The following is a 19,803-nucleotide window of genomic DNA, read 5'->3' as shown; positions in this document are numbered from 1 at the left end:
CAGCTATTCCCCGCCCTGAGGCGGGCAAGGAATAGCCGGACCGGCGAGTTAAAGGCTGGTCACCATGGCGCGGGCCAGCCCGCGCTGCTCGAGGAAGCCGAGCAGGTACCGATGGCCGAAGGCCTTCGAGCCCGAGGCAAAGCCGACGCGTGCCGTGTCGCCGTCAAGCAGCTTGATGACCTCGGCCGCCTGGATCGCGCCGGTGGCGATGTAGGGCGTGATGCCGTGCACGGTCGCGCGCACCGATGCGAGCTGGCCGCGACCGATGGCAAAGTCCACCGTGCGCTGCAGCGTGGTGCGTTCGCGCGGCGGCATGGCCGGCGTGGTCGAATCGACCAGCTGCTTGAGTACTGCGTCCTGCTGCTCGGGCGCGAGGTGCTTGTATTCGGACTCCCACTTCTGTCCGATCGCATGCACCATACGCATGGCGTTGTTGTCGTAGAAGCCCACGCAGGAGGTACAGCTGCGCACGCGCGGATCGTTCTCGAAATAGACCGGCAGCGAGGTGCCGCCCCACGGCAGGCAGAACACCGGCTGCATGAACGCCGGGTCGACGATGTTGAACGACGCGTCCGGCGCATGGCGCTCCAGCTTCTTTTCCCACAGGAAGCACGCTTCCTGTCGGTAGCCTTCGAAGATGGTCGCGGTCGAGCCGACGCTGACCCCGGCGCCGCCGCGCGGGCCGCGGCACAGCGCGGCGGTCTCGAGCGCATCAACGCCCGGCGTCTCCAACGCGAGCTCGGCCGCGATTTCCGAGAACGTGTACATGTAGGCGTTCGACGGGGACACCAGCAGCCCGGCCTCGCGATACTGCTCGCCGAACTCGTCGCGGACCTGGCGGATGTAGTGCTGCTCGCCGGCCGGGTCTAGGTAGTGGCATCCGGCCTTGAGCGCCGCCTCGACCGCTACCATGCCGAAGCGGAAGAACGGTCCGACCGTGCTGCACACCACCTTGGCGCCACGGAAGGCCTTGACGAGCGAGTCGACGTCGTGCTCCGCCTCGATGATCTCGTACTCCGCCGCTTCGAGGCGGACAACGCGCTGCGCCATCATTTCCCTGGTCCGGCCCGCATTGCGCGCGACAGCGGTGAAGGGAATGTTCTGGTCGATCAGCCAGTCCATGATCAGCATGCCGGTGTAGCCGCTTGCGCCATAGATGACGACGGGGTGTTTTGCCATGATTGTCTCCTTGAGAGGATGGGCAGGTTGGTTCTGCTCGGTGAATGAAGGTGTTGCAGTGCCGCGTGTGCGCGAAGGTCTATCGCTGCGCCGGGCCGGACGCCGGTAACGGGCCGGTCATCGACACCACCAGCGCGCGCGCGCCGTCAGCAAGCACCGCTGTCAGCGCCTCTTGCCCGGCGCGCTCCGTGCGCGCAAAGGTCTTGCCGTGGTCCGTGCTCGCGAGCACGGTGCCGCCCATGCCGACGATGGTCACGCTGCCGTCGGCGAGCTCCGCGATCCCCGTCAGCGACTGGGTTGTATGCGCGTCGACGGCTTGCCACGTCTTGCCGTCATCGCTGCTGCGATAGAGGTGACCGCGCATGCCACAGACGAGCAGCGTGCCGTCCGAGAGCGCAAGGCCGTGCCAGAGCGAGCCCTTGCCTGCGGTGGTCGTCGCTTCCCATGACTTGCCCCGGTCGGTTGAGCGGTAAATCGTCCCGCCCTCGCCGAAGACGAACAGCGAGCCGCGGGCGGTAGCGAACATGTGCAGCAGATGCCGGTCGGCGCTTTCGCCTGACGCGATCGCCAGGTCGGTCCAGGTCCGGCCTGCGTCGTGTGTCTCGATCGCCCAACCGTACAGGCCTACGACGATGCCATGCTTGAGGCTGTCGAAGTGCATCGCCAGAATCGGCTGCTCGACGCCGGGCGTGGCGCGCAGCAAGGTCCAGGTCTCGCCGCCGTCCTGCGTGGCCAGCACCACGCCATCGTGGCCCGCCGCGTAGCCGTGGCGGGCGTCGATGAATTGGACCGTGGTCAGCAGCGTACGGACCGGAACGGCTTTCGCCTGCCGGAAGCTGACGCCGTCATCGGACAGCAGGATCACGCCGTGGTCGCCGACCGCGACGACGCGCTTCCCGGCGCGCGCGGCTGCCAGCAGCGGCGCAGTGGCTGCGTTCGAAACCTGCCGGGCCCGTTCCATGGCCGGCCAGGGCGCGGGTGCCGTGGCCCCGGCGGCTGCTGCCGGCAACGACAGGCATGCCATGAGCGCGGCAAAGGGCAGGTATCGGAGCGGGCTCATCAAAAGGTGGCTCATCGTTGTGTCCTAGTGCTTCAGAATTTCCGGCATGTACACCGGTCCACGCCGCGGGAAGAATTTCTCGAGCATCGCCGCGAAGGCGGGCAGCAGCGTGATGGCCATCACCATGTTCACGATGAACATGAAGGTCAGCAGCGCGCCCATGTCGGCCTGGAACTTGAGGCTCGAGAACGTCCACGTGGCCACGCCGACCGACAGCGTGATGGCGGTGAACACGGTGGCAAGCCCGGTCTCCTTCATCGCCAGCTCGAGTGCCCGGGTGAACTCCAGACCGTGCGCAAGCTGCACCTGCAGGCGGTTGTAGATGTAGAAGGCGTAGTCCACGCCAACGCCGACCGCGAGCACCATCACCGGCAGCGTGGCCACGGTCAGCCCGATCTCCAGCTTCTTCATGAACCAGTAGCCGATCCACGTCGCGACGGTCAGCGGCAGGCAGCAGGCGATCATCGCGCGCCAGTCGCGGTAGACCAGGAACACCAGGATCAGGATGGCGGCGTAGACGTAGAGCATCATCGGCAGCTCGCTTGCCTCCAGCACCTCGTTGGTGGCGGCCTGCACGCCCGCGTTGCCGCTCGCCAGGCGCACGTGCACGCCGTCGATCCGGTTGGCGTCGCGGAAATCCTTCACCGCCTCCACCACCCTCTTGATCGTCGTGGCGCGGTGGTCCGGCAGGTAGAGGTTGACGCCCTGCACGCGGCAGTCGATCGACGACAGGCCGGCGATGCGGTTGTTCACGCCCTGGAACTGCGAGCCGAGGCCGCGCGGGTCGCGCGTCACGGTCGCCATCTTGGGGCTGCCCTCGTTCATGCCGACGTTGTAGAGCTTGAGCTGCGCGGCCAGCGAGTCGGTCGACACGACCCCGGGCACGCTGCCCATGCGCCAGGCAAAGTCGTCGATGAACAGCAGCTCGTCGGCGCGCGAACAGACTTCGCCCTTGTGCTCCGGTCTCGCCTCGAACACGACGGTCAGCCAGTCCAGGCCCACGTCGAAGCGGTCGACGATCGCCGCCACGTCGAGGTTGTAGCGCGAGTCCGCGCTCAGTTCCGGCGCGCCCGCCTGCAGGCTGCCGATGTGGCGCCCCTGGCTCTGCCAAACCGCCAGGCCGAAGACCACCGCGCCGGCAAGCGTCACCATCGCGGCGTTGCGCGGCCGCGCGATGCGGGCGATGGCTTCCAGCCACAAGTTATGGCGTTCACGCCGGGCCAGGGACCGGCGCGCGAACTCCGGCGAAAAGCGGAAGTACGACGCGGCCACCGGCAGCATCATCAGGTTAGTGACGATCTTGTAGCCCACGCCGATCGCCGCGGTCAGCGCCAGCTCACGGATCATCGGGATCGGAATCAGGAGCAGCGTGACGAAGCTGACCAGCGCGGTGATCAGCGCGAGCGAGCCTGGAATCAGCAGGCCCGTGAAGCTGCGCCGCGCGGCCATGGCGGAATCGGTTCCCTGCGCAACTTCACGCACGATGAAGTTGATCTGCTGGATACCGTGCGAGACGCCGATGGCGAACACCAGGAACGGCACCAGGATCGCCAGCGGATCAAGCCCGTATCCGAGCAGGCGCAGCGTGCCGAACTGCCACACCAGCGACACCAGCGAGCACGCGAGCGGCAGCAGCGTCAGGCGGAGCGAGCGGCAGTACCAGTACACGGCGAGCCCGGTGAGCAGGAAGGCGATGGCGAAGAAGCGTGCCACGTCGGCCGCGCGGTCGGCGATGTCGCCGGTCTGCTTGGCAAACCCGATGATCTGGATCTCGACCTTGTCATTCTCGAACGGGCGCCGGATCTTCTCCTCCAGCAAGCGGTTGAACTGGATATAGTCGAGCTTCCTGCCCGTGGCCGGGTCGACATCACCAAGCTCGGCGGTGATCAGCGCGCTGGTCTGGTCGCGCGCGACCAGCGTGCCGATATGGCCCCCGGCGGTGGCACGCTGGCGGACCATGCCGATCACCTCGGCCGACAGCTTCTCCGGCACGACGTCTCCGCCGGTCACCGCCTCGGCGCGGAAGCCGTCTTCGGTGATCTCGGTGAAGAAGACGTTCGGCGTCCACAGCGAAGTCACGCTCGCCCGGTCCACGCCGGGCAGGTAGGTGACGGCTTCGGTTACCTTGAGCACCTGGGTCAGCGCCTGCGCGTTCCAGATGTCGCCGTCGCGGGCATGGACGGCGATGGTCAGCCGGTTGGCGCCGAACAGCTGGTGGCGGTACTGCTCGAAGGTCTTGATGTACTCATGGCCCTGCGGCAGCTGCTTTTCGAAGCCGGCTTCGAGCTCGAGCTTCGCCCCCAGCACGCCCATGACGGCCGTGAAGCCCGCCAGCAGCAGCAGGAATGGAAGGCGATGCCCGAACAGGGCAGCTTCTAGACGGGTTAACAGGCGTGCAAGCATCAGAAGGCGGTGGTCATGCTGAGGGAAAAGAAGTCGCGGTCGCGCAGCAGGTTGCTGCCGCTACCGCCCCAGTTGTGGGTGTAGTCCAGGCGCATCTTCGTTTCCGGCTTGGTCTTGAAGTCGATGGTCGCGCCGATCACGGCGGCGCCCGCGCCCTGTATGAAGCCCGGCAGTGCCGTTGCCGAATAGCCGCCGACGCCCTGCATGACCGCGATATCCGGCGACAGCGACGCGCGCGTGCCGAAGATGTTGGGATAGGTCACCGATGCCGCCAGCACCATGCCCGCCGACAGCCTGGTCGGCAGCTTGTAGTCAGCGGTGACCGCATACGGGATGCCGGCGTTGAGCTTCAGCTTCGGGTAGTAGGCCAGCGAGCCCTCGGCGGTGAGCGTGCCCTCGCTCGCGCCCAGCGCACGCAGCAGCCAGCCGAAGGATCCCGACGGCGACATGATGTGGATGCCTGTCAGGTGCAGCTGGTAGTGCTGCGTGTCGACCCAGCCCTTGCAGCTGCTGCCGACCGGCTTCACCGTGAAATCGGCCAGCGCATTGCAGTAGTACGGGTTGCCCGGATCGATCACCGCGGTGGGGTCGATCGCAACGCCATCCCGCGGGCGATAGGACAGTTCTGTGCCGATCACCCATTCGCCCGCCTGGAAGTTGTACGACAGGCCGAACAGGTCGCGGTTCTTGACGTAGTCGAGCGACGCCTGCCAGCCGAAGGGGTTGGCCGTCGTGTTGCCCACCTGATAGCTGACGAACGGCACCTTGTCGCTGTAGTGCTGGTAGTAGATGCCGAGCTCGTTGCCGCTGTCGGGGAACTTGTAGCGCAGCGCCAGCCCGCCCTGCCCGGCGTTGGTCGGCTTGTTGTCCGGGCCGCGTGGGATGAATGTGCCGGTGCCAAGCAGCGGCCCCACCGGGTTGGTGGCGGGGTCCGCAAGTTCCCCGGCACTCAGACGGCGGTTGTAGGGCAGCCCGGTCGCGGGATTGATGCCGACGATCCTGGTGCCGTTGTCGCCGATGGTGGCGCGCGGAAATGGCGGCACGCCGGCGGCACCCAGCGCCGCGTTGAGCGTCGAGGTCGGTATATAGAGACCGCGGCCGCCACTGCCGACGAAGTCGCTGGTCGAGAAGAACGTGCCGGGCGCATCGAACACGAAGCTGTTCCACTTCCACTGGTAGAAGGCCTCGATGCCCAGGTCCGGGCCCAGCGACGAGCTGGCCGACACCATCGGCGACGGAATGAACAGGTTCTTCAGCGGCGTGCCGGGCTGGTGCGCCGACGGCAGGTAGATCGGGTTGATCGAGTTCACGCCGCCCGGGATGTAGAGGTTTTCACCCCAGCTCAGCACCTGGTTGCCGACGCGCACGCGCGCCTGCTGGTCGCCGACCTCGAACTCCTTAGTCACGTAGGCGTCGAGCAGGCGCGGGTTGCTGGTGGCAAAGTTGCGCGCCGACGGGTCGAGGTCGCTGCGCCGGGTGTGGTCGACCGCGAAGTCGTAGTTGACCACGCCGCGCAGCAGCCCGCTCCAGCCGTCGGACGCCTTGACGTACAGGTCGCTGGTCCACTGCGCATTGGCGGACACCGGCTGCCAGCGCTTGTAGTTCAGGTTGCCGTCGTCCTGGTTCACGCGCAGCACGTCCAGGCTCGACGAGAACACGGCCGGGTTGCTCTGCTGCAGCGGCGTCGGGGCGTCGCCGACGCAACCGCCGTTGTCATTGCCGACGAAGCTGCAGTTCGTTTTCGACGTGCGCACCGCCACGCCGAACGACACCGTCGAGTCGAAGGCCACCTGCCAGCCGTTGTCGAGCGTCCATTGCGCGGCGCGGGCCGCTCCTGCATTGGCCCCAGCCAGCACGCCGACGATCGCGGTGCAGACCAGCTTCCGGTCCAGTTTCCTTGCGCTTGCACATGCATTCGCACTCGCCCTGCCGATCGCCCCGGCGACCGGTCCCGCGTGATCACGCAGTTTCATGATGGCCTCTCCGTACCCGTGTGATCGCTTAGCGCGTGGTGAATCGGCGCAGGCCGTCCGGCTCGAAGGTCTTCTCTTTCAGGCGTCCTTCGCGCGTGGCCAGCCAGTCCGGCTCCTTGCGGCCTGCGACCACGCGGTCGAGCACCGCGCGCCGGGTCTGGTGGTCATAGCTGGTGTTGGCCGCCCACACGCAGGCCGGAATTTCCCAGGCCATGTACGGCCCCATCTCGGTCGTGCGCCAGACCTTCCCCTGCGCGTCGTACATGTCTTCCACCAGGATGGTCCAGGTGTCCTCATCGAGGTAGAACACGCGCTTGGGGAAGGTATGGCGCATGCCGGACTTGAGCGTGGCCTCCACCACCCACATGCGGTGCAGCTCGTAGCGCGTATGGTCGCGGCTGAGGAACTTCGGCTTGACGACATCCTCGACCTTGTTTGCGGAAGAATTGAGGCGATAGGTGTTGTACGGGACGTACATCTCCTTCTTGCCGACCAGCTTCCAGTCGTAGCGGTCCAGCGGGCCGTTGAACTGCATGTACTGGTCGACCGTCAGCAGATTCTCCGTATTGAGCTGTGGCGCGTCGTACTGGTACGTCGGCGCGCGGCGCACGCGGCGCTGGCTGGCGAAGTACAGCCAGACGTCATTGGCCTCGGCGAACTTGTACTGCGTGAGCGTGGCATCCCCGGCGATCGACGGCGGGCTGGTGAAGGTGTTGAGGTACAGGCTTTCGATGCCGCGCGCGTCGGCGACGCCCTTGTTCGACGGCGACCACATCGGCGACGTCTGCCATTCCTCCTGGCCGAGCGGCTCGCCGATGCCGTCGCCGCCTTTGGGCGGGATATAGCCGGCGTAGCTCATCTGAAAGCCCTCGCCCTTCCAGTGCAGCTTGTGGTTCCACATCGCTTCGACGCCGTTCTGCGGGATCGGGAAAGGCACGCCGGCACCGAGCGCCTCGGCCAGGTTCTGGCCGTTGTCGGCAAGCCTGGCGCTCGCCGCATTCTTCTTCGTGCGCTCGTAGTAGAAGTCGGGGAAGCCACAGGAACGGCGCGTCGTATAGACGTCCATGCGGTAGCCCGGGATCGTCTTCACCATCTCGACCTGCCCGGGGGCGAGCTTGTCCTTGTAGCGGTCGACATTGGACGCGTCGATCGACAGCAGGCGCTTGTCGTTCGCATAGGGGTCGGGGCGCGGCGTGCCGGGCTTCCAGCCGCCTGGCGCCTTCATGTCGCCACCGGTCCATTCCGGAATGGACCCGTCCTTGTTGCCGGCACGCTCGGCACCCACCGGGGTAAGGTCCTTGCCAAACCGGGCCATGTCCTGTTCGGGAGCGGCGGCGTAAGCTGCGCCGCCGAGCGCAACGGTCGCGCTGATCAACCACGTCGTGTATTTCATCTGTGTCTCCTACCACCAGGTTCAACCGGTTACTGTCCCGGCTTCTTATTTTTTAAACAAAGTGCCTAACATAGGACACTATGACAAACATAGGGCGCAAAAAATGGCGGGGTTGCCCGCCAGCGAGCGCTCTCAGGCCTGGCCGCAGCCAACTACCGCAACCGCCTGGATCTCGATGCAAAGCCCCGGCAGCGCCAGCTCGGCCACGCCGACCGCAGTCCAGGACGGATAGCGATTCGGGATGTACTCGTCCTTCACCCTGGTGAAGCCGGCGAGCTCGCTGCGAAAGCTGGTGTGGTAGGTCGTCAGTTCGACCACGTCGGCCAGGCTCGCGCCGGCGGCCGCCAGCACCCCTTTCAGCGACTCGAAGGCTAGCCGCGCCTGTGCCTCCATGCCTTCTGCCGGGCGCATGGTGGCGTCGATGCCGACCTGCCCGGAGACCCAGATGGTGTCGCCGACCCGCGTCGCGGGTGAAAAATGAAGGGCGTCGTACAGCGCCTCTGCGCCGGGTGGAATGATGGACGTTCGGTTCATGGTGGGAGTCGTCATGTCAGCGAGGGCCTTGGCTTAGAAGATCTGACGGAAGCAGGAGGAACGGAACGGATCGCCCGCCTTCAGCGATGCCAGTTCCTCTACAAACAGGACGCCCGCCGGCGTGAAGCCCGCATCGCTGTGCTCCGGCAGGGGGCTGAAAACCGCATCGTCACCAAAGAAGCGCATCACCAGGGTGTGGCGATCCGGGAAATCGGCGTCGACGGCACCGCCCCCATGCAGCACGCCGGGGTGCAGGAGCAGCACGTCGCCGGGCCTAGTCGCCCAGGAGACGATGTCGTAGGCATCGGGATTGGCACGGCGCTCGGCCTCAATATTCGGCAGCTGCGGCCAGGCGTCACCACCGTGCAAGGGTTCGGTGGGATCGTCAGGGTTCTGGAAGGTGCTGCCGTCGTGGCGCGTGCCGAGATGCGAGCCGCGGACGATCTCCAGCGCGTTGCGTTTGGGTACCGCTTCGAAACTGATCCAGGCGTTGGCGAAGTGCTTGCCGGCCCAGGGGAGATAGGAAGTGTCCTGATGCCAGGGCGAGCGCCCTGCGTTGCCGCCGGCCTTCAGGAACAGTTCCTCGGCGAAATACCAGACGTGCTCGGAGCCCCACAGGTCGGCAAACAACCTGCCAAAGGGCAGCGCGGCGGCCAGTTCATCCAGCCTGCCCTTGGCAAAGGGATTTGCGTTGTCGACATGCGACTTCTGCACCGAGCCGTCGAACAGGCTGTGCGCATTGGGACCGGGGTTCTCGATGCCCCAGTCGAACGCCTGCCGGCACAGCGCCAGCTGTTCCGAATTGAGACAGCCTTCGATAAGGACGGCCCCGTCCTCCGCGAAAGCCTTGCGCTTGGATTGATCCATGGGTGAACTCCTGTCGTTCCGAGGCCGATTCGTTAATAGGCCAACACACCAAAGTTAGGTCACTATGACAAATATCGAAAGAAGAAAAAAGACAGGGTATTCCCTGCCCTGACTCGTCATTCATGGCGCGAAGCGATGCCGAAACCACCTACACCGCGGTCTTTTGACTTGTTTGTCTTTTCGTCCTATATTTACACTCATATACTACTTTTGGCTTTCACCGAACAATGAGCGAGCACACAAGGCGCCGGGATGGCGCGGCACAGGTCGAGGCGATACAGGACAGGGCGCCCGGCTCCGGGCCGGACTCACACACGCGGCGCCGGCTGCTCGGCATTGCGGCAGCGGCGGCGGCGGCATCGCTAGCGGTAGCTGCCGCACCGCATGCCGCCAGCGCCGCACCCCTGCGCGCGGGCGCTGCACGCGCTCAGCGCGACGTGCTGGACGTGGCCATCCTCGGCGCCGGCCTGGCCGGACTGACCGCCGCGCGCGACCTGCAGCGCGCCGGCTGCCAGTCCTTCGTGGTGCTGGAGGCGCGCAACCGCGTCGGTGGCCGCACCTATAACCACGACCTCGGCAACAGCGTGGTTTCCGAAGCGGGCGGCCAGTGGATCGGCCCCGGCCAGACCGCCATTGCCGACCTGGCGCGCGAGCTCGGCGTCGAGACCTTCGGCACCTATTACGCCGGCAAGACCGTATTCCTCGCCGACAACATCCGCGTGACCCAGGACCTGCATGGGGGCATCGGTGCGCAGGGACAGGTTGCCGCCAGGCTCAGCGAGATGGCGCGCGGCGTGCCCAGCGGCGCGCCATGGAAGGCGTCGAAAGCGGCGGAATACGACAAGCTGACGCTTGGCGACTGGCTGGCGCGGCAAGGCCTGAGCAACGAGGAGAAGTTCTCCTTCAGCATGGCGGCGACCCTGTCGCTCGGCGCGCCGCCCGCACAACTCGGGTTGTTGCACTATCTGTCCGTGATCAACAGCGCGAACAGTGACTACGACACGCTCGAGAAGATCAAGGACGGCGCACAGGAAACCCGCTTCGTCGGCGGCTCGCAGATTCTCAGCATCCGGATGGCGCAAGACCTCGGCGACAAGGTCCGGCTGTCCTGCCCGGTGCGCAAGATCGTGGGCTGGGACCGCGAGATCGTCGAACTGCACACCGATCACGGCGTGGTGCGCGCGCGTCACGTGATTGCCGCGCTAAATCCGGCGCTGTGCCAGCAGATTGTGTTCGATCCCCCCCTGCCTCCCGGCCGGGCCCAGTTGCACCGGGCGTGGCCTGCCCATGCGCCCATGCGCAAGGCCGCACATGTCTACCCACAGCCGTTCTGGCGCGAGAAAGGCTTCAACGGCCAGGTGGTGCCGCTCGACGGCCCGCTGATCTGGTCGGTCGACAACTCGCCGCCGGACGGCTCGGTCGGCGTGCTCAGCGCCTTCGTCAAACCCGGCTACCTGCCGGCCGACCCGAACGCCGCCGAGCCCATCCTGTCCGCCATCTATGCCAGGGCATTCGGAGACCAGGCGCTGAAGCCCACGCAATACCACGACCTTGACTGGGGCGAGATCGACCCCTGGTCGATGAGCTGCATCAACCCGATGCCCGCCGGCTTCTGGACGAAACTCGGCCAACACCTGCATCCACCGCTGGGCCGGCTGATCTGGTCGGGGACCGAGACGGCCGACATCTGGGCCGGCGCCATGGACGGCGCCGTGCGCTCGGGACACCGTGCCGCCCTGCAGGCACTCGGCGCGCTGCAAGCGCCGCTGCCCTCTCCCGTCCCGGAGGCATAAATGAAGATGAAGCGCATGATGCTCGCGACGGCCGCGGTAGTGGCGGCAGCGGCCGCATTCCTCGTTCCCGAACTGGTGGACTACCATCGATTCGGCTCGGCACTGGACAATCAGGCCAGGGCAAGCCAGGCCAATGGCGGCCCCTGGCCGCAATTTGCGGAGACCTGCTTTGCCTGCCATGGTCCGCAAGGGCAATCCCGGAACGCAGAGTACCCGGCCCTGGCCGGGCAGCCGGCAGCGTATCTCGAGGCGCAGCTGCGCGCGTTCGCCAGCGGGCAGCGCGACAACCCGACCATGGGGCCACTTGCCAGGAGCCTGACCGACGAGCAGATCCGGTCACTGGCAGCCTACTACGCAAGGCAGGCACCGGCCGACAGCACGGACGCGATGGAGAGCGCCGCGCTCGAAGCGCGCGGCAAGGCCGTGGTCCAGGCGCGCAGCTGCCAGGCCTGCCATGGGGAAGCACTGACGGGCAAGGCGCTGGCACCGCGTCTCGCCGGCCAGGGAGAGCATTACCTAGCTCACCAACTTGCGGCGTACAAGAGCGGCAAGCGCCATGACGCGACCGGCGCGATGGACGGCATTGCCGCCACCTTGTCGAACGAAGACATCCCGGCCGTGGCCCGCTATCTCGCCAGGATGTAGTGGCATCCAGCCTCGGTTGAGCTGCCTGGAGTGGTGCACTATCGACTTACGAGTTGACCAGCGACTTCACCGCCCCGGCCGGTTTGCACCGGCAGTGGCTGGGCGTATTCTTTCCCTGAGACGCGGATTCCGGCCGGCCTGCCATCGCCGCTTGCATGCCAGGCGCCAGCCCGCGGACTGCGGGGGTAGATCATGCGCAGGCAGACTCACGGCGGAGCGGGAAAGGATCGCCTTTCCGCCCTCGACTTCAGGCAGTTCGAGCCGCACTTCAGGCAGCTAGCCGATGGCATTCCTCACATGATCATGACCGCCGATGCGGATGGTCAGATCGATTACTGCAACCGGCGGTGGACCAGCTATACCGGCCTTGGCCTCGACCAGACCCGGTCCGGCGCCTGGAAATCGGCCGTCCACCCCGAGGACATCGCGCGCAATCTCGGCCGCTGGGCAGACGCGGTGGCGCAGGGCCGCGAATACGAGATCGAATATCGCCTGAAACGGGCATCCGATGGCGCCTACCGGTGGCACCTCGAACGCGGGTCGCCATTGAAGGATGCCGACGGCAAGATCGTGAAATGGCTCGCATCCAGCACGGATATCGAAGCGCTGAAGCAAGCCCAGGCGTCCGCTGAAAGCGCCAATCATGCCAAGACGGAATTCCTGTCGAACATGAGCCATGAGTTGCGCAATCCGCTGAACGCCATCCTTGGCTTCGCGCAGGTGATGGCCTCCGAGTCTCCGCCTCCGACTGCGTCGCAGCAGGCCAGCATCGACCAGATCCTGAAAGCGGGCTGGCATTTGCTGGAGCTCATCAACGAAGTGCTTGACCTGGCCAGAATAGAAGCCGGCCAGGCGTCGCTGTCCCCCGAGCCGGTTTCGGTCATCGACACCTTGCACGAGTGCCAGGCAATGCTTGAGCAGCAAGCAGTGAAACGCGCGGTCCGCATGCGGTTTCCCGCGGCCACGCCACCCTGCTTCGTCCGTGCCGACCGGACCCGCCTGAAGCAGATCCTTCTCAACCTGCTTTCCAATGCCATCAAGTACAACCGGGACCGGGGCTCGGTCGATGTGCAGGTGACGACGACGGGACATCGCGTATGCGTCAGCGTGCGCGACACCGGCACGGGGTTGACACCGGAACGGCTCGCTCAGCTATTCCAGCCGTTCAACCGCCTCGGACATGAGGCGGGCCCCGTGGAGGGCACCGGGATCGGGCTCGTGGTAGCCAGGCGACTGGCCGAGCTGATGGGTGGGACCATCGACGTTGAAAGCACGCCCGGCGTGGGCAGCGTGTTTCGGGTCGAACTGCCCGCCGCCGCCCCTCCGGCAATCTCTCGCGAAAGCACGGACACCGCCGCGCCCGTCCGGGCGCGTGTCGAATCTTCGAGCACGATGCATACCTTGCTGTATGTGGAAGACAATCCGGCGAACCTCAAGCTCCTTGAGCAACTTGTCGCGCGCCGGGCAGATGTGCGTTTGTTGTCCGCGGCCACGGGGACGCTCGGCGTCGAACTTGCGCGCACTGCCCTGCCCGAGGTGATCGTGATGGACATCCATTTGCCCGACATCAACGGCATCGACGCACTGGCGCGCCTGCGCGACGACCCAGTGACGCGGCATATCCCGGTCATCGCCCTCAGTGCCAACGCGATGCCGCGCGACATCGAGCGTGGCGTGAAGGCAGGATTCTTTCGATACCTGACCAAGCCGATCAGGATTCAGGAGTTCATGGACGCACTGAACGCTGCGCTGGAACCGCCGCGAACCAGCTTGCCATGATCGACACGGCGGATATCCTCGCTGCAAGAATCCTGGTCGTTGACGATCTCGAGGCCAACGTCCTGCTGCTCGAGGCCATGCTGCATGGGGCCGGCTACACCCGTGTCGAGGCAACCACCGATCCACGCACGGTCGGCGAGCTTCACCGCAGGAATCACTATGACCTGATTGTGCTGGATCTCCAGATGCCGGGCATGGATGGCTTCGAAGTCATGGAGCACCTCCAGGCCGTACAGCCGGAAAGCTACCTGCCGGTGATCGTCATCACCGCCCAGCCCGATCACAAGCTGCGAGCACTTCGGGCCGGAGCGAGAGATTTCGTGAGCAAGCCGTTCGACCTCGGCGAGGTGCTGATGCGGGTAAGGAACATGTTGGAAGTGCGCCTGCTCCACTGTGAGTCCCTGCGGTACGGCGAGGAACTCGAGCGCAAGGTATGTGAACTGGAAGCGAGCAGGGAAACGATCGTTCACCAAAGCGATGAACTCAGGCAGCTCTACGAAAAACTTGTTCGCGAGCAACAGGTCACCGAACGACTGCTCCTTAATGTACTGCCGGCGCCCGTTGCCGAACGGTTGAAGCTGCGATTCGATCTCATCGCCCCCGGTCCGCCCGAAATCATTGCCGACAGGTTCGAGGAAGTGTCGGTGCTGTTTGCCGACCTCGTCCAGTTCACCTGCTTCTCTCCTGCCCTGAGCCCCGAAGGCCTGGTAGCCGTACTAAACGAGATCTTCGCTGAGTTTGACGATATCGCGGAGAACCGCGGGCTGGAGAAGATCAAAACGATCGGCGACGCCTATATGGCAGCGGCCGGCCTTCCCGTCCCTGCTGACGACCACGCAGCCCGGGCCGCTCACATGGCACTGGACATGCTGGATTTCCTGACCCGGTTTAACCAGCAAAGCGGCTTCAGCTTGCAACTGCGGGTCGGTATCCACAGCGGCGCGGTCGTTGCCGGCGTGATCGGCCGACGAAAATTCATCTATGACTTGTGGGGCGAAACCGTCAATATTGCCAGCCGGATGGAGTCCCACGGTATTGCCGGCCGTGTTCAGATATCGGAAGCCACCAAGGAACAGCTGGGGGAATCCTTCCTGCTGGAAGCGCGCGGAACCATCAACGCGAAGGGAATCGGCGAGCTACGGACATGGTATGTAGCTGGACGAACCACTGACGGCTCTCGGTAATCGCCCGCTGGCCGCGACGCCGCATGGTTCCACCATTGATTTCAGCCCGCCTTAACACAGGCTCGAGCCCATTCCCCGCTCACGCTCGTTTCGTCCTTCGCCCGGAGCTTCGCCTGAAGTCGGTGCTGTACTCGCGCTAGCGCGCCCACTTAATTTTCGACGCCTTTCCCTGATCCTCCTTCGTGAGGAAGCGCCAGATCCCCTCCCTCGATTGCAGTAGATGAACTGGTCGCTTACTGTACACCGCTGCAACGAAGATCATTCTGGATGGCCGTTACAGATTGCTTACCGGCCTTAATTGCAATTAGGCCGGCTGACCGAGAAGGGTCGGACACCGTCAATCACCTCCGTTGGAGAGCCCCGACAAATGCCCCTCAGAAAAAGTCCCGGACCCACATAATTTGGTTCGGGCTGGACGCCACCCGCCCGCACCTGCCACGTAGGCGACGTCGAGCACGCTGCCGGTTCCTTGTCGCCGCCAGCACCGCCCCGTTCTGGTGCATCTGCGGCCCTGAGCGCCTTGGCACCGAAAAGCTGACTGTGTAGTGGCCGAGCCGCCGCCCTTCGAGCCACAGAATCCATCATGCGGGCGTGTGGGCTTGTCACGTCAGGACGTCGCCGTAATAATGAAGGCGGTTTTCCAACGGCGCCTTACATCACAATATGACGAAAGCCAGACGTCTCAGGCTCACGGCAGCGGCCATGGGACTGAGTTATCCGAAGCCGAGTATGTCAACCAGGCGTTGGAGCAATTCAAGGTCTTCAGCCTGATCCCGGGGATCGTTGGGCCCTACATTGCTGAGTCATTGGTCTGGCAGGACGTCAGGTACTACTACGTTCATGCCCGGGACTACATCGGCCAACGCCGTCTCATTGAAGTGTTTGTCGTAACTGACCAGCGAGAACTCGAACCGGTGCTGGCATTTCAATACCCTCCGCCCTTTCGCGGGCTGTTCCCCGATGATTTTGCGCTGCTTCACAGCGACGACCCATGGGCGGAGGCAACCGAAGTCCAAGAACGCGCTTAACGCAGGGACTTGCTCGCTCCCGAGCACTTACAGGTCTCCACCATGCCGCTAGCCACCTTTGAGAACAGCCCGCTGGAGCTCACTACCATCCTACTTCGGCACCACGGCATCCACCGCGGGCTGTGGAGCTTGACTTAGGACATCGTGGCATTGCAAAAGGTAAGCTGACCTTACTGAAGTTGAGCAGCTCCATGGCTCGGCGCCACGACGGCAAGCGGCCGCGACCGAGACTCTGCGATTGAAGTCCGTCACTATATGCCTATAACACAGGAACGTTGACCAGTCCGGAGATGCAGCCATGCGGCTCTCAGACTTTATCTTGGGAAACCTTGAGCCGATTGCGGCACAGTGGGAGGCGTTTGCGGCCACCCTTGTACCGGCAGCGGAACATATGGGACCGTCGGAACTGCGCGAGCATGTCGAACAACTGCTCAAAGACGTGGCAGCGGACTTGCGTACAGCGCAAACTCGGGACGCCCAACGCGCAAAGTCAATGGGACTGGGCGCTGGACTTGTCAATCCGGCTGGAGAAACTGCCGCCCAAAAGCATGGCATTCTACGGGCGCGGGAGGGCTTCAACGTGAACCAGCTTGCCGCTGAGTATCGCGCCCTGCGTGCCAGCGTGCTTCGCCTGTGGACGGACGACTGCGCGCCCGAAATTCCCTTTGTGGACGACATTATTCGCTTTAATGAAGCGATCGATCAGGCACTGGCCGAATCTGTCACGTCTTTCAGCGCGCAGATTGAGCAGAATCGGAACCTTCTGCTGGGAATGCTGGGGCACGACATGCGCAGCCCGCTCCAGGCAATTCAGGCCACTGCTTCGTATCTGGCGATACTGAATGCCGGGGAGCAAGTATCCAATGCAGCCGCGCGCCTGATACGCAGCGGGGCCCGGATGCAAGCATTGCTTGACGACCTCACTGATTTCAACCGGACCAAACTTGGCTTGGGCGTCAATGTAAGACCTTCGAACGTCAATTTGGCTGATGTGTTCGCTGATGAGTTGGACGCGTTACGCGCCATTCATCCTGACAGGAAGCTCGAATTACAGGTGAGCGGTGATGGGCAGGGGAATTGGGATGGTTCTCGCCTCCAGCAATTGCTTGGCAATCTTGTTCTCAATGCTATCCAGTATGGGGCGCCCGATACGCCGGTACGCGTGACGGTGACTGGCGATGCGACACATATCCGTATCGACGTCAGCAACCGCGGCGCTGCGATCGGAACCGCAACCCTGGCCAGCATCTTCGACCCTCTAATGCGGGGACCGCGTCCGAGAAGTGAAGATGAGCAAAGAGGTAGCCTCGGATTAGGTCTGTATATCGCAAGCGAAATCGCCAAGGCTCACCGCGGTGCGATCGAAACGCGATCCGATGGGATGGAGACCACCTTTTCAGTGTCACTGCCGCGGGATCCCGGCCGGTAAGGCGGTACCGACAGGTTGCTGCAGCGAGGCACGATGCGGCGTGGGAAGCCGCCATTCATCTGCAGAGTTCAAATGGCGCCTTCGGGGTCGGAAGCGGTAATCCGTGGTCGCTGCCGGCCTGGCGACCGACGATCGGCTGCCTTCGGCCATGAGCATACACTTAGACGCCGATGTACTCCAAGTGAATGAGTGGATATGGTCTTCCCTGTCCATCCAGTGGAGAGCGGCCCGTCCGTTTGAAACTCATTTTTTCGTAGAAGCCAACGGCTTGACCGTTCTGCTCATTGACATCGGTTGTCATTTTGGGGTGAAGCTTCAGGCCATGACGGACTAGGGCTGCACCAATGCCAGTCCCTCTGCAGGCTGGATCAACGAACAGTGCCTCCATGTGGCCGTTGTCGATGAGCATGAATGCCAGGGCGTAATCATTGGCATCCACTGCCAACCAGAGTGGAGCTTTCGGGAGGAAGTCACAGACCAAATCATCAATGGCTTTGCGGTCCTCGGGGGACAGGAAATCATGTGTAGCGTCAACTGCACGGCGCCAAATTTCAAAGGCGCGAGCGCCTTCCTCGGGACGGGAATTTCGAATAGTAACCATTGTTTGATCATAAGCACTGCGAAGCTTGGAGGCTGAATCTGGTTCAGAGCCTCGACCTGTCGCCAGAATGACCGCAACGGGTCGGTAGCTGCATCTGGCGCCAAGAAGAAAGAGCCCGACGCCCGATGCTGGCCAGGAGCAGGCATTCGCTTATCGAATAGTTTGGACACTCAAATGTCTGCAGTTCCTTGGACACCCGCCACAAGGTGGCCCGGAGAAGCGCCTCCTGCCACGCGTGCAGAGCGCCGGCTGCGTGGCGACGCATCTCGAGTTCGAGGAATACCTGCCTGACGCATCGACGCTTTCCATGAGCACCGAGTTATGCCAAATCTGGTGAGGCGATCGAGCTGCCGGTCGGGTCGATAATCTCCAGTCCCTCTGTCAGGCGGTTATCCGTGGACGATCGTCACGATCCAGGCGCGTCCGGAGTACCTGAAAGCACTTGAGCAGGCCAGCTCGTTCAACAACGTTCAACCTTTCGGTGATCTGATCTGCGAACTGATTGAGGCGCAAGCCGTACCGGAACAGTCCCTACAGGCGTTCCCCGAAAAACGGCACGGCATTGCCTAGCGCCAGTGTCACAGCTCCGGGCTTGTCATACAGGTCGTAGTGCGACCATCCCTCGGCCACCACGATATGCTTGTCCTTCGACGCCGCCCTGCCGTAGATCTCCCAACCGTCGCGATAGGCGCCAAAGCCCCCCGGCTTGTCGCCGACCACTACCATCAGCGGCTGCGTCAGCAACACCTCCGCGTGCAGGAACGCATCCCAACCCATGGCGGCACTGTTGAAGGAATACAAGCCACTGGTAGCACCATTGGGCGTCTGGCCGCGCGGAGTCTTGTAGTACTCGGTGGCTTCGAGCACGTCGATATCGGTCATGCCGGCCTTCCGGCCGCACTCCACCGAATCTGGCAGGTAGTTGATGACGTTCCGCGCCGCGCCCCTGGCTTCCGCCGTCCGCTGCCTGCCCATTTCCTCCATCGCGCTAACGGGGTCGAAGTTGCTGAAGCTCTCGCGGATCAACCGGCCGAAGTTGACGCCCGTGATCGAGACCAACGCTTTGATCCGACGATCGGTCATCGCAGCCTGGATGGTATAGGCACCCCCGCCGCAGACACCGAGCGCCCCGATCCGATTCTCGTCGACGTATGGCAGCGTGACCAGGTAATCGATGGCGAAGCGAATGTCCGACACGCGGATCGCCGGATCCTCGATGAACCGGGGCGATCCGCCGCTGGCCCCCTGGAAGCTTGCGTCGAATGCGATGACGACGAACCCTTCCTTCGCCAGCGCCGCCGCGTAAACGGCCCCCGAAGTCTGCTCCTTGCAACTACCGATCGGGTGCGTGCTCACGATGGCAGGGTAGTGCCGCTTTTCGTCGAAGTCCGGCGGCAGGTAGATGTCGGCCGCGGAGTCCCAACCAAGATTGCGGTATGTGACGTGTCGGATCGTGCTTGATGTCATAGTTGGCTTCCCTTCCGGCCTGACCGGGTCAATTCAGCATTCATGCTAGGCGTCCCGGCCAGTCCACAGCAAGTAGCGACTCGTGAAGCACGACTTCGCGTTACGCGAACCTGCCGCGTGAGTTGCCCTTGACGACGCCGCGCAGGGCAGTACGGCGATCTGCCTGGCGTTGTAGCCGCATTCGGACAGCCCTTGGCTAGTGCGCTAGCCAATCCTTTGGCGCGCGTTGCTTTCGCCCAATGAGCGCAGCGCATGCATTGCGGGATGCCTCTCGGCGTTGACCGTGAGCATCGTGAAGGTGGGGCGGCGCGAACTGGCTTTGCACCCGCTTCGCGCGACGCGAAGCGCCTGCTTCGCCAGTTGCCACTTGAATGGGAAGTGCCCCATTCACTAGCATCTGATCCATACAGAACATGGAGACAGCGATGGCATCCGCGGCATTCGTCGAACGGGCATTTTTGCCTGCAC

15 protein-coding genes are annotated in these 19,803 nt (G+C 63.9%); 6 read left to right on the top strand and 9 right to left on the bottom strand.

The annotated features are described in order from the left end of the window. Positions 1–48: 48 nt before the first annotated feature. From ACOCMH_RS13140 to ACOCMH_RS13110, 7 genes are all read right to left on the bottom strand, one after another. Positions 49–1,179: a saccharopine dehydrogenase family protein gene (locus ACOCMH_RS13140; RefSeq protein WP_427308665.1), complete on the bottom strand. Its 1,131-nt coding sequence runs from the start codon at positions 1,177–1,179 to the stop codon at positions 49–51. Between the two features lie 79 nt (positions 1,180–1,258). Continuing rightward, entirely contained in the window at positions 1,259–2,254 is a 996-nt protein-coding gene (locus ACOCMH_RS13135) for a WD40/YVTN/BNR-like repeat-containing protein (RefSeq protein ID WP_249221457.1), read from the bottom strand. Positions 2,255–2,263: 9 nt separating this feature from the next. After that, positions 2,264–4,642, bottom strand: coding sequence for an efflux RND transporter permease subunit (locus ACOCMH_RS13130; RefSeq protein ID WP_427308663.1), 2,379 nt, complete (start codon positions 4,640–4,642; stop codon positions 2,264–2,266). Then, the gene (locus ACOCMH_RS13125) at positions 4,642–6,615 is read right to left on the bottom strand and encodes a DUF1302 domain-containing protein (protein WP_427308661.1); all 1,974 of its coding nucleotides are present in this window, start codon (positions 6,613–6,615) and stop codon (positions 4,642–4,644) included. The genes ACOCMH_RS13130 and ACOCMH_RS13125 overlap by 1 nt, the downstream gene beginning before the upstream one ends. A 28-nt stretch (positions 6,616–6,643) precedes the next feature. After that, the gene (locus tag ACOCMH_RS13120; RefSeq protein WP_427308660.1) at positions 6,644–8,008 is read right to left on the bottom strand and encodes a DUF1329 domain-containing protein; all 1,365 of its coding nucleotides are present in this window, start codon (positions 8,006–8,008) and stop codon (positions 6,644–6,646) included. A gap of 132 nt (positions 8,009–8,140) precedes the next feature. Further along, entirely contained in the window at positions 8,141–8,542 is a 402-nt protein-coding gene (locus ACOCMH_RS13115; protein ID WP_427308658.1) for a RidA family protein, read from the bottom strand. Between the two features lie 33 nt (positions 8,543–8,575). Continuing rightward, the gene (locus tag ACOCMH_RS13110; RefSeq protein WP_427308657.1) at positions 8,576–9,409 is read right to left on the bottom strand and encodes a phytanoyl-CoA dioxygenase family protein; all 834 of its coding nucleotides are present in this window, start codon (positions 9,407–9,409) and stop codon (positions 8,576–8,578) included. A 227-nt stretch (positions 9,410–9,636) separates the two neighbouring features. Here ACOCMH_RS13110 and ACOCMH_RS13105 point away from each other — a divergent pair, with 227 nt between their 5' ends. From ACOCMH_RS13105 to ACOCMH_RS13080, 6 genes are all read left to right on the top strand, one after another. Further along, positions 9,637–11,202: a flavin monoamine oxidase family protein gene (locus tag ACOCMH_RS13105; RefSeq protein ID WP_427308655.1), complete on the top strand. Its 1,566-nt coding sequence runs from the start codon at positions 9,637–9,639 to the stop codon at positions 11,200–11,202. Positions 11,203–11,208: 6 nt separating this feature from the next. After that, entirely contained in the window at positions 11,209–11,847 is a 639-nt protein-coding gene (locus ACOCMH_RS13100; protein WP_211984284.1) for a c-type cytochrome, read from the top strand. Between the two features lie 297 nt (positions 11,848–12,144). Continuing rightward, positions 12,145–13,626: a hybrid sensor histidine kinase/response regulator gene (locus ACOCMH_RS13095; RefSeq protein WP_427308653.1), complete on the top strand. Its 1,482-nt coding sequence runs from the start codon at positions 12,145–12,147 to the stop codon at positions 13,624–13,626. After that, entirely contained in the window at positions 13,623–14,810 is a 1,188-nt protein-coding gene (locus ACOCMH_RS13090) for an adenylate/guanylate cyclase domain-containing protein (RefSeq protein ID WP_211983472.1), read from the top strand. The genes ACOCMH_RS13095 and ACOCMH_RS13090 overlap by 4 nt, the downstream gene beginning before the upstream one ends. A 599-nt stretch (positions 14,811–15,409) precedes the next feature. Further along, on the top strand, positions 15,410–15,838 hold the full coding sequence (locus ACOCMH_RS13085) for a hypothetical protein (protein WP_427308651.1): 429 nt from the start codon (positions 15,410–15,412) through the stop codon (positions 15,836–15,838). A gap of 298 nt (positions 15,839–16,136) precedes the next feature. Continuing rightward, on the top strand, positions 16,137–17,267 hold the full coding sequence (locus ACOCMH_RS13080; protein WP_427308650.1) for an ATP-binding protein: 1,131 nt from the start codon (positions 16,137–16,139) through the stop codon (positions 17,265–17,267). A 160-nt stretch (positions 17,268–17,427) separates the two neighbouring features. On the opposite strand, the gene ACOCMH_RS13075 is transcribed toward ACOCMH_RS13080, so the two are convergent. Continuing rightward, complete coding sequence (locus tag ACOCMH_RS13075; RefSeq protein ID WP_427308648.1) at positions 17,428–17,868, bottom strand: acetyltransferase; 441 nt, start codon at positions 17,866–17,868, stop codon at positions 17,428–17,430. Positions 17,869–18,399: 531 nt separating this feature from the next. Then, positions 18,400–19,335 (bottom strand): alpha/beta hydrolase, encoded by a 936-nt coding sequence (locus ACOCMH_RS13070; protein WP_427308646.1) that lies wholly within the window; start codon positions 19,333–19,335, stop codon positions 18,400–18,402. Between the last annotated feature and the right edge of the window lie 468 nt (positions 19,336–19,803).

The organism is Cupriavidus sp. H39, assembly GCF_050271075.1.
Lineage (GTDB): Bacteria > Pseudomonadota > Gammaproteobacteria > Burkholderiales > Burkholderiaceae > Cupriavidus > Cupriavidus necator_B.
The sequence above is the reverse complement of the archived record's forward strand: the minus strand, read 5'-3'. Positions and strand labels throughout refer to the sequence as shown.